The sequence below is a fragment of the Winogradskyella sp. genome, from assembly GCF_013213975.1.
In the GTDB taxonomy this organism is placed as follows: domain Bacteria; phylum Bacteroidota; class Bacteroidia; order Flavobacteriales; family Flavobacteriaceae; genus Winogradskyella.
Genome location: NZ_JABSST010000093.1, coordinates 1 through 10,631, shown reverse-complemented (window position 1 = coordinate 10,631; position 10,631 = coordinate 1). Strand labels below are relative to the sequence as shown.

9 protein-coding genes and 1 pseudogene are annotated in these 10,631 nt (G+C 35.2%); 3 read left to right on the top strand and 7 right to left on the bottom strand.

Annotation, left to right across the window (positions count from 1 at the left end; translation table 11 throughout):
* A partial coding sequence (locus tag HRU49_RS12750) for a choice-of-anchor L domain-containing protein (RefSeq protein WP_296357761.1) occupies positions 1-1,851 on the bottom strand: 1,851 nt, incomplete at its 3' end.
* Between the two features lie 181 nt (positions 1,852-2,032).
* On the opposite strand from HRU49_RS12750, the gene HRU49_RS12745 reads away from it, so the two are divergent.
* From HRU49_RS12745 to HRU49_RS12735, 3 genes and pseudogenes are all read left to right on the top strand, one after another.
* Positions 2,033-2,935, top strand: a complete 903-nt coding sequence (locus HRU49_RS12745; RefSeq protein WP_296357759.1) for a NifU family protein — start codon at positions 2,033-2,035, stop codon at positions 2,933-2,935.
* Positions 2,936-3,072: 137 nt separating this feature from the next.
* A pseudogene (locus tag HRU49_RS14760) lies at positions 3,073-3,123 on the top strand (hypothetical protein); the annotation flags it as partial.
* A gap of 147 nt (positions 3,124-3,270) precedes the next feature.
* Positions 3,271-4,083: a mechanosensitive ion channel domain-containing protein gene (locus HRU49_RS12735; protein ID WP_296357756.1), complete on the top strand. Its 813-nt coding sequence runs from the start codon at positions 3,271-3,273 to the stop codon at positions 4,081-4,083.
* Here HRU49_RS12735 and tsaB read toward each other — a convergent pair.
* From tsaB to HRU49_RS12705, 6 genes are all read right to left on the bottom strand, one after another.
* A complete protein-coding gene (gene tsaB, locus HRU49_RS12730; RefSeq protein ID WP_296357754.1) occupies positions 4,080-4,751 on the bottom strand; it encodes a tRNA (adenosine(37)-N6)-threonylcarbamoyltransferase complex dimerization subunit type 1 TsaB in 672 nt (223 codons plus the stop codon). The two genes, HRU49_RS12735 and tsaB, sit on opposite strands and share 4 nt — an antisense overlap.
* Positions 4,752-4,768: 17 nt before the next feature.
* Positions 4,769-6,070 carry an efflux RND transporter periplasmic adaptor subunit gene (locus HRU49_RS12725; RefSeq protein WP_296357752.1) on the bottom strand — a complete coding sequence of 434 codons (1,302 nt, stop codon included), beginning with the start codon at positions 6,068-6,070 and terminating at the stop codon, positions 4,769-4,771.
* A gap of 2 nt (positions 6,071-6,072) precedes the next feature.
* Positions 6,073-7,515, bottom strand: coding sequence for a TolC family protein (locus HRU49_RS12720; RefSeq protein WP_296357751.1), 1,443 nt, complete (start codon positions 7,513-7,515; stop codon positions 6,073-6,075).
* A 50-nt stretch (positions 7,516-7,565) separates the two neighbouring features.
* The gene (locus HRU49_RS12715) at positions 7,566-8,726 is read right to left on the bottom strand and encodes an efflux RND transporter periplasmic adaptor subunit (protein ID WP_296357750.1); all 1,161 of its coding nucleotides are present in this window, start codon (positions 8,724-8,726) and stop codon (positions 7,566-7,568) included.
* A gap of 21 nt (positions 8,727-8,747) precedes the next feature.
* Positions 8,748-10,007, bottom strand: coding sequence for an ABC transporter permease (locus tag HRU49_RS12710; RefSeq protein ID WP_296357748.1), 1,260 nt, complete (start codon positions 10,005-10,007; stop codon positions 8,748-8,750).
* 1 nt (position 10,008) lies between these two features.
* On the bottom strand, positions 10,009-10,631 hold a 623-nt coding region (locus HRU49_RS12705), incomplete at its 5' end, for an FtsX-like permease family protein (RefSeq protein WP_296357746.1).

The following is a 10,631-nucleotide window of genomic DNA, read 5'->3' as shown; positions in this document are numbered from 1 at the left end:
AATAGCATCTTGCTCTGTGAGATGATAAGTGACCATAAATTCATTCGGGTCCTGCGTTCCAAGTATATCACCATCATTTAGTGAGAGGTCGAATTCTGCAATCCCATCAGTATCACATATGGACAAATTTTCGGCAGAATTAATCTCTGGATTTGGTTTAAACTCAACAAAAATTGAATCCGTTGCTTGACAAATATCTGAAAATGCAATGTCAACTGAATAGGTTCCAGTCTCAGTAACTTCAATCGTTGGACCTGTTTCATCTGTAATTTCATTACCTTCAAAATACCAAGTGTGCGTAGCTGTAGAAATACTTGTATCTAATGTAATTGAACTACCACCGCACTCTGCAGTTCCTGCGTCAATTGTAATATCTTCTCCTAAATCACCACCCAAATCAAAACTTCCTGCTCTTAAAAACACTCCTGAATCAAAGTTGCCATCATCATCATCAGCAATTACTAACCTAATTGTGTATTGTTCACCTGGCGTAACAGTAGATTGTGCTGTAAATACCGCTGTTCTTCCATCAAAAGAAATGGGTGGAGCATTATTTGGTATATATTCCCCAAAATACTGTTCATTTTGTGCTGGACAAAAACCATTATCCAAATGAATGTTGGTCACCAAAATTGGCGTATTTGTACCAGGTAATACAGCTAGATTAGTCGTATTACCCATAGAATCTGTAAGTAAAAAGGCAAATGCATCTGAAAAAGTACATTCAAAATTACCCATATCATATTCTTCAGACGCCATTAAAAATTCAAAACTAATGTTGTCTGCTAGGGGAGTAAAGTCAAATTGTATCCAAGTGGCATTATTAGAATTTATACCTGTTACAGCATCCAATTCTGGATCTCCAGGCCAAAGTCCAACAGTTCCGTCACCCAAGAATACGTTAGGGCCACCAGCTCTACTGGCATCACCTGTTGTCAATAAAATCCCGTCTTCAAAAGGAAAATCAACACCATTGCTAAAAAAGTATCCAATACCATTTGGTTGTGAAGGATCAAAAGTAGATCCCGTTGAAAATGTAACACTATCAGGATCAACATCAGCACATTCACTATTAATAAGCACGTCAATTATGAGTTCCTCTACTGTAAAAATATCTTGATCAACAACCACATTCGGCCCAAGTACAAAAACCGTAATGGTTTCAACACCTGAACAACCTTGAGGATTATCATCATTAACGGTTAAGGTCACCGTGTATGTGCCAGCAGTAGCAAACGTGTTGGACACATCTGTACCCATATCATTATTACCATCACCAAAATCCCAATTATATGACGCATTAGTACCGTCGACTGAAAATGTTGCACTACCCGTAAAATCAACCGTATCACCAGGTAGAATACTCACAACACCTGTTTCGTTCGGTTCTGGATTTGTACTATCTATAGTTGCGGTAATATCTTGGCAAGGTGCAGCACATAGAATCTCAGCGTCCCAACCAATGGTATTACCTGCTCCATTAGATTCAAAAGTAATGGTTAAACAACCTGAGGTATTCGTCGTACTCGCTGATATTGTTCCAGGACTAGTAACACCAGAGAATATCCCGAGCACTGGTGCTGTAGTATCTGTACCATCATAAATGGTCATGATATCTTGGCTAAGCTGCGTACTAAAAGATGTGAAATTTAAAATTATAAACTCATCTGCATTTAAAGCACATATTGTAGTTGTGAAATTTTCATTATTACCATAATTTCCAAATTCACCACCTGAATCAAAAAATCGGTCTGGTGCACAGCGATTAAATGAACCATCTTGCATGGAAAGATCTTGAGCTAACCCAATGAATGAAAACATTAGGTTTACAAGAAAGATAATCTTTTTCATAATTAGTTTTTATCAAACTAACTCTGTCAAATGCTAGCAAGAACACATTTTAACACAGAGGTCAATTTTAATGAGGGCGAAATTTAATCAAATTATACGAATTGACTTCAGAATTTAGTTACAAAACACATTACTAGGATTAACTATTAAATCCAATATTTCATATTTTTGCAAAAAAAAGATGTCAAAGACAAAAATTTCAATAGTACCAACCTCAAATGAGGCCATATTAAAATTTGAAGCAGATAGATTTTTAACGAATCACAATAGCTTTGAATTTAACAATATAGACGACGCTAAACACTCCCCATTAGCACAGCAATTGTTCTATCTTCCTTTTGTAAAAAAGGTGTATATCGCTTCTAACTTTATTGCTATAGAGCGCTTTAACATTGTCACGTGGAAAGACGTCCAAGATGAAGTTGCTGCACAAATTGAGGATTACCTATCTAAAGACGGAATTGTGGTAACAGAAGAAGCCGCTAAACCAAAAGCTGCAGTAACTGTGTATGCAGAAAGCACACCAAATCCTAGTGTATTGAAGTTTGTTTGCAACAAAATGTTGGTTCCAAATGTATTTGAATTCACATCGATTGAAGAGGCGAAACCATCACCCTTAGCGACAGAGTTGTTCCAATTCCCATTTGTAAAAAATGTATTTATGGAAAAGAACTTTATTTCTATCACCAAGTTTGATATTATAGAGTGGGAAGAAATCACCTTACAACTGCGAGAATTTATAAAGTCTTACGTTGAGGACGGCAAAACAATTCTTATTGATGATGCGCCTAAACAGTTAAACAAGACCGAAGAAGCTATTGAACAAAAGTTTGAAGCTCTTGATGATACTTCAAAAAATATTGTCAACATCCTTGAAGAATATGTAAAACCCGCTGTGGCAAGTGATGGAGGAAACATTGAATTCAGGTCTTATGATGAGAAGACAAAAAAGGTGGAAGTACTTTTGCAAGGTGCATGTAGTGGTTGTCCATCATCAACCTTCACACTTAAAAATGGGATTGAAAATATGCTTAAGGAAATGCTTAAGGATGAAAGTATTACTGTAAACGCTATCAATGGTTAAATGATCCTGTGACGTTTTAATATTAGTGATTTTATAAAAGTATCAATCTTAAAAATCGTAGAATTATGGCAATACTAAAACTTATTTAAGTATGGTCAAATACTGATAATAGTTATTTAGATGCTACCAATAAAGCAGTAAAAGAAGCTGCTAAGACTGTTAAAAATACTCGATCAGTTTATCTGTAAAAGACCAAAGTACCATTGTAAAAGCTCATGATGTGAATTATTGTAGAGTTAACCTTAAATTGACATTTAAAGTTAAATTAATAATTTTAAATATTTAAATTTACTCTACTAAAACACAAATTTTTTAATAACCACTAATAAACCAAAATGGATACACAACAATGGATTGATAAGGGCTACAACATAATCGTTGAGTTCACACCAAAATTACTAGCAGCAATACTTATATGGATTATAGGAAGCTGGATCATTAAACTTACATTAAAAGGATTAAAAAAAATATTAAACAAAGGAGACTACGATGAAAGTTTGAAAAAGTTTTCACTAAGCCTATTAACTTGGATTTTTAAGATTGTTTTAATTCTAGTTGTTTTAGGAACTGTTGGCGTAGAGACAACATCCTTTGCTGCCATTCTTGCTGCCGCAGGTTTAGCTATTGGCATGGCCTTGCAAGGATCTCTGGGGAACTTTGCCGGAGGTGTCCTAATTATGATATTTAAACCATTTAAAATTGGAGATCTTATAGAAGCTCAAGGAGAAGTTGGAGTTGTCAAAGAAATTGAAATATTTACAACTAAACTCATCGGACTTTCAAATAAGGAGATAATAATTCCTAATGGAGCACTATCTAATGGCAATATTGTTAACTATACAACGGAAGGTACAAGGAGAGTAGACTTGGTTTATGGAGTTAGTTATGATGCTGATATAAAGCAAACTAAAAATGTTATTATGAATGTCTTAACGTCTCACCCTAAAGTGCTTAAAGATCCAGCACCTGCAGTTACAGTATTAGAATTAGCCGAGAGTTCTGTTAATTTTGCTGTTAGACCTTGGTGTAATACCGAACACTATTGGGATGTTTATTTTGACGTTACAGAGAATGTTAAAGAAGCTCTAGATGCCGCTGGTATAGAAATTCCTTACCCACATAGTGTTGAAATACAAAAAGAAAGTTAGGCTTTAGGTTTAATTGCAATAAAATCTTTTAAATAAAAAGGCTCAAAATAGGCGACATCTTCAATGTCGCTTTTTTTATACTTCCTTTCAGATAGTTGAGCCATCTCATTAGCAGATGGTAATTGCCCTTCAATAAATATTGCGTTTGAATGTGTAACTAGAGTTTTAGTTTTTTCTACACCACTTCCAATGAAATAAACCTTATTCTCTTTAAAAAGCGTACTATAAGTTTCTTTAGATAAAATTTCAGCTTTAATACCTCGATACTGTTCAAATTTCGCATCAAAAACGGCGGCATACACTTCCAATCGACGCGCATCTAACATTGGCACAATATAACCTTGATTAATCTTGACTTGATGGGCTAGAATTTCTAGTGTACTTACTGCTAACAAAGGTTTATCTAAGGCAAAGCAAAGTCCTTTAGCTGCAGAGACTCCAATGCGAAGACCTGTATATGATCCTGGCCCTTTACTCACGGCAACAGCATCGATATCCTTTGGATTTATATTGGCCTCTTTAAAAAGCTCATTGATATATACGTGCAACTTTTCTGCATGAGAATATCCAGAATCTTTATCCTCTTTTAAAATCAAAGTCTCTCCATCTTTAGACAGAGAGACCGAACAATTAGTTGTTGCCGTTTCTATATTAAGCACTAAGGCCATTACACTATTGCATTTGGTTATTCTTCTATAGCTTCAGAAGCTTTTTCCTTTTTGTTTTTTACCTCAACAAGGTCCCCTGGTTTTAAAGATTTTGAAACTGTACTATACGGACCAGTAATAATCTTATCATCTTTGGCTAAGCCAGAAATAATTTCAATATTAGTATCATCCTGAATACCTGTTTCTACGACCTTTAGTTTTGCTTTTCCATTGTCATTTACAAATACACATTCAAATTTCTCTTCCTCTAGTGTAGACTCATCATCAAACTCATCTGTTTTACCAAATGGCTTTTTAGTTGAAGATGTATCCGTCTTTATTACAATTGCACTAATTGGCACGGCAATAGCATCTTTTCGCGTTTTAGTAATTATATCTACAGTTGCTGTCATACCAGGTCTAAATGGAGAGTAACTTTCAGGTTTTCCTTCTGTTAAATCTTTATAAGACTCTTCAAGGATTCTGACTTTAACTTTAAAATTGGTCACCTGATCAGCAGCTAAGTTTCCTTCAGCGGAGTTGGCAATTTCGGTAACTATACCTTTAAATTCTTTCTTTAAATATGCATCTACCTCAACAATAGTTGAATCACCAATACTAACTTTAACAATATCGTTCTCGTTGACATCAACTTCAACTTCCATATTATTAAGATTAGCCACTCGAAGAATTTCAGTTCCAGCCATTTGTTGCGTACCAACAACACGTTCGCCTAACTCAACATTAAGCATAGAGATAGTACCACTCATTGGCGCATAAATTGTAGTTCTGGTTAAGTTATCTTGCGCTTCATTTACTGTTGCTGCCGCACTCTGAACACTGTAATACGCAGAGCTTTTATTTGCTTCAGCAGTTTCAAAAGTTGCAAGTGCTCTATCCCAATCAGCTTTGGAAATCACGCCCTTTTCAAATAAAACTTTATTTCTTTCATAGTCAGCTTTCGCTTGTTTAAGATTAGCTTCAGCTTGTTCTAAACCTGCTCTTACATTCTGATAAGATGCCTGTGCTCTACTAACAGCGGATTGTATTAAATCAGGATTCACTTTAACTAATAGATCACCCTTTTTAACTTCTTGGCCTTCTTTAAATGGTAATTCTAAAATTTCACCTGAAACTTCAGAGGATATTTTAACCTCAACTTCCGGTTGAATTTTACCTGTTGCTGATACAGTTTCTACTATATCTTTAAAAGCAACCTTTTTCACGGTAACTTCTTTAAAATTCCCTTTTTTTCCAAACCATTCCATTTTAGCACCTACCACCAGTAGTAAAAGAATTACTCCTACTGACACTAAAACGATTTTTAATGTTTTACTCATAATTAAAATTTTAATTCCGTTGCTGGAATGCCAAAATATAACTCAAGAACTTTTAATTTAAAAATGTAATCGTATTTTGCTCTATTCAAATTAATGCTTGCGTTATCATATCTTAGTTTAGATTGACTAAAGTCAAATGCGTTTGTTAACCCAACATCATAGCGTTCCTTAGCATAATCATACGCCAATTCTTGCGATTCTAATGCTAGTTGTGCTGATTCATAGGATTTTAAAGCTCCTTTGGCATCCACAAATGCCTGATAAACTGTAGACTCTAAGTCTAACTCTGCTTGTTCTAGCTGGAATTTAGAGCGCTCAAGGCTAACTCTACTTCTCTGTATGTTACCTTTTGTATTAAACCCATTGAAAATAGGAATATTTAATTGTAATCCATAACCAATACCATCATTTTCATATAACTGATCCACCAATGGATCCGCTCCAACCTCCACGGGAAATGTATTTGGAATTGTACCCACAACGGATTGACCCGTATCTTCAACTACACCAATTTGTTGGGTAATCGTTGGGTTATCTGGATCTACTTGTTGTATAAAAGACGGGGAGTTTGCATACCTTGTATTATACCCAAAAAATGCTGATAACGTTGGTAGGTTAGCGCCCTTTGCTATTTTTAAATCAATTTCTGCGAGCTCAACATTTTGCTCAGCAATTTTAATTTCCGAACGATTTTCCTTCGCCGAAGCAATTATTTCGGAGACATCTCTCTCTGACACACCATCATCGACAATATTGTAACCTTCATCCTCTATATCAAAGTTTTCATAATCTTTAATTAATAATAACTGAGCTAAGTTAATTAATGAGATCTGTACATTATTTTCTGCATTAATGATTTGTTGTTGTTCACTGGCATCAGTAGCCTTAATTTCTAGTAAGTCACCTCTTGGCAGAGATCCTGCATCTACGAGCTCTTGAGTTTGCCCTATCTGCTCCTTGGTAACCTGGTTCTGAGATTTAAGCACCTCTAAATTGGCCTTATTTAATAAAACTGTTAAGTATCCATTAGCAACAAACAGGGAAATATCGTCCTCCATTTTATCTAATCTATACTGACTCGCTAATCTCGATATATCCGCTCTTTGAAGCTGTCTTATGTTTCTTAAACCATCAAATATCGTATACGAAATGTTAATATTCCCTGAAGCAGAAAGAAATGTTGTGGTTTGGGCATTATTTGTAATAGGGTTAAAACTTAAACCTGTATTTTCTGAAATCCCAGCTCCTGCATTTAAACTAGGAATAAAGTTTCCTTTCGCCGTTAGTTTTTCGACTTCTGCAAGCTCAACATCTAATTCACTTTGCTTTATTGAAATATTGTTATCTAAAGCATATTGCACACATTCTTTAAGTGTCCACTTTTTATTTTGCGCTTGTGCAAATACTCCAAAAAGAAGCAACAGTATTATGATTGATTTTTTCATGATGTCTATTTGTCTATATAAATTCTAATGTGTTACAATAAATGTTAAAATTATTGCTGTGCGTAATCTGGTATACCTTGTACTTGGTTCCAAATCTTAATTTTATCGTCTTTAGTAATACCGCTTTTAACCTCAACAAAAATAACGTCACTAATCCCTAATTCAATATCCTTTCTTTGGAATTTTTGATCACCAACTTCAACCTCTACAAATGGTTTTTTAGTTTCCTTATCGTATTGTACCAAAGCTTCTTTAATCGCTAATACTTTTTCAGCTTTCTCTAGAATAATTGAAGCATTAGCACTTAAACCTGCTCTAATAAAGGTAGAGTCTATTTGAGCAAGTGTACCTTTAATCTCAAACTGAATCGCCCCATTTTCTTCTACTCCTTTAGGCGCGATGTAATCTAATACGGCATCGAATTTTTCATCCTCTATGGCACCAACAGTGATTTCTAGAGGCAAGCCCTCTTTAATTTTACCTACTTCACTCTCATCAACTTTACCTTCAAAAATCATTTTCTTAACATCGGCCAAGGATGCGATTGAAGTACCTTCATTGAAATTATTAGCCTCAATAACTTGATTACCAGCTTTTACCGGTACATCTAACACCATCCCAGACACAGTAGCTCTTACTTGAGTTTGTGCGATATTACCTAATCCTGAGGTCGTACCTGTTTTGATAATATCATAATTCTGTCTTGCCTGAGTAACGCTAATTCTTGCTTGCTCCACCTGTTGTTTTGCTTGTAAGTAAGTGTTGTTCACCTGGTCAAACTCATTGGCAGCAATAACACCTTTATCAAATAATTCTTTCTGACGATCATAGATGGTCTTTTGTGTCTGAAAGTTAATTTCTGCTGTTTGCAACGCCGTTCTATTGGAAGCAATATTGTTTTTAGCACTCGTTAGATTCGACACATTAGGAATAACCTTTATTTGCGCAATTAAATCTCCTTGCTTTACATATTCTCCAGCTTCAACATAAACTTCCTCTACAACTCCAGAAATATTTGGTTTGATTAAGACTTCCTCTTTCGGAACAATACTTCCTGTTGCTACAGTTTTTACTACAATGGTTTGTTCGCTAGCATTTTCAGATGTATAATTCACAGGATCTTCCTGATTCTTCATCCATAAATAAGTTAAAGCTGTTGCAAAAGCAACAACAATAAGAATTAATACAATGATGGTTTTTGTTCTTTTCATTTTTGTTGATTGATACTTTTATTATTCTATTCTTAAAGCGTCTACAGGTTTCATTTTAGTTGCTTTATTCGCTGGAATTAATCCAGCAAGTAATCCTGAAACAACTAAAATGATTAATGCCGCAAATACGACTTGCATCCCAACACTAGGATTTGCAAAATTTTCTACTGGGCCTATATTATCTAAAATAGCGTTCATCACCCATATAACCAATGCCGCAAAGGAAACACCTAACATCCCCGAAATGATAGTCAAAACTAAACTCTCTTGCAAAATTTGACCTTTTATCATCCATGGTGTGGCACCTAAAGCTCTTCTCACTCCAATTTCTTTTGTGCGTTCTTTAACCACAATGAGCATGATATTATTAATCCCAATTATTCCAGACATTAGTACTAATGCACCAACAAAGTAACCTACAAAAGCAAGTATAGTGAATAATCCATTGACACGTCCAAATTGTTCTGAGAGATCAAAATGTCCAATAGCACGCTCATCTTGAGGGTGTACTTTATGTCTTGATTTCATTAAATCAAATACCTTTTGCTTCACAGAAGTTATGGTAATATCATCCACAGCTGTGATTGCCATCCAAGAAACAATATCACCCATATTAAAGGCTTGACCGAATGTTGTAAATGGCATATAAATAGTACTCGCATCTTGCTCATCGTCTCCTTGGCTATTACTCATTTTAAAGGTTCCAACAACCAAGAAATTGACCCCGTTAATTTTTATGTAGGTTCCTATAACATCTTCATCCTTATCGTAAAGACTTTTTACAACACCTGTTCCAATAACACAGATTTTACGCTTTGCTTCAATATCTGAATAACTTATAAAACGACCTTGAAGAATATCCATAGGGCGTTGGTTTATAAACTCTGGGTAATCGCCAAATATTTCAAAAGCACCTGTCTTGGTTCCTCTAATTACATTGTTCGCACCTCTAAAACCACCTAACTGATTACGTGGAGACACATATTTTAACTCTGGAAACTCAGATTTGATAGCCGCTACATCGTCAATTTTATAATTAAAATACCGTCCTTTTGGTAATCCTTTATAAGGCTTAGAAGTACCTTGAGTCCACATAAACATGGAGTTGGTTGCAAAATTCCCAAAATCTGCTGTAACTCCATTTCTTAAACCATTAGTAAGCGCCAACAATAATACTAATATGGTGATACCCCAAAAAACTCCAAAGGCGGTTAATGCAGTTCTAAATTTATTAGCATTTAAGGCTTCTAATATTTCGTTCCAACGGTCTCTGTTAAACATATTATTCGTCTCTTAGTGCCACAATAGGTTTTATTTTTGCCGCTCGATAAGCCGGTATAAATCCGGCAAATGCACCTGCAATTACTAAAATAAATACAGTAGTTATAGCAATACCGAAATCTACTTGAGGATATTTAATAAAATCACTGTCTATTTGCGGACCTGCCAATTCCAGCAAGGCTAAACCAAATATTAAACCAAATAATCCAGCAAATAAGGTTACAAACACCGCTTCTTGAAGTATCATCCCAACTATAGATTTAGGTAAGGCACCTAATGCTTTTCTTATCCCAATTTCTTTAGTTCTTTCCTTAACTATAATGAGCATAATATTGCCTACCCCTACAATACCTGCAATGATGGTTCCAATGCCAACAAACCAGAACACCCCTTGTATTGTTGCTATTAATGAAAATATTTTCTTTGCTTCCTCGAGTGTATTGTTAACCCGTACTGCACTTTGATCATCGGGTGCAACTCTGTGCATTTCTTTTACCTGAGCTTCAATCCCTTGAGAAATGGCAACAGATTGTGCAACGGCTTCGTCAAAATTCTTGGCCATTTTAACCGTAAAAGCCATATTCCTGATATTATCGCCAGCATTAAAGACTTGCTGTGCTGTAG

Coding starts and splice junctions, on each gene's coding strand:
- HRU49_RS12745 (WP_296357759.1), top strand. CDS start 2,033: ATGTCAAAGACAAAAATTTCAATAGTACCAACCTCAAATGAGGCCATA.
- HRU49_RS12735 (WP_296357756.1), top strand. CDS start 3,271: ATGGATACACAACAATGGATTGATAAGGGCTACAACATAATCGTTGAG.
- tsaB (WP_296357754.1), bottom strand. CDS start 4,751: ATGGCCTTAGTGCTTAATATAGAAACGGCAACAACTAATTGTTCGGTC.
- HRU49_RS12725 (WP_296357752.1), bottom strand. CDS start 6,070: ATGAGTAAAACATTAAAAATCGTTTTAGTGTCAGTAGGAGTAATTCTT.
- HRU49_RS12720 (WP_296357751.1), bottom strand. CDS start 7,515: ATGAAAAAATCAATCATAATACTGTTGCTTCTTTTTGGAGTATTTGCA.
- HRU49_RS12715 (WP_296357750.1), bottom strand. CDS start 8,726: ATGAAAAGAACAAAAACCATCATTGTATTAATTCTTATTGTTGTTGCT.
- HRU49_RS12710 (WP_296357748.1), bottom strand. CDS start 10,007: ATGTTTAACAGAGACCGTTGGAACGAAATATTAGAAGCCTTAAATGCT.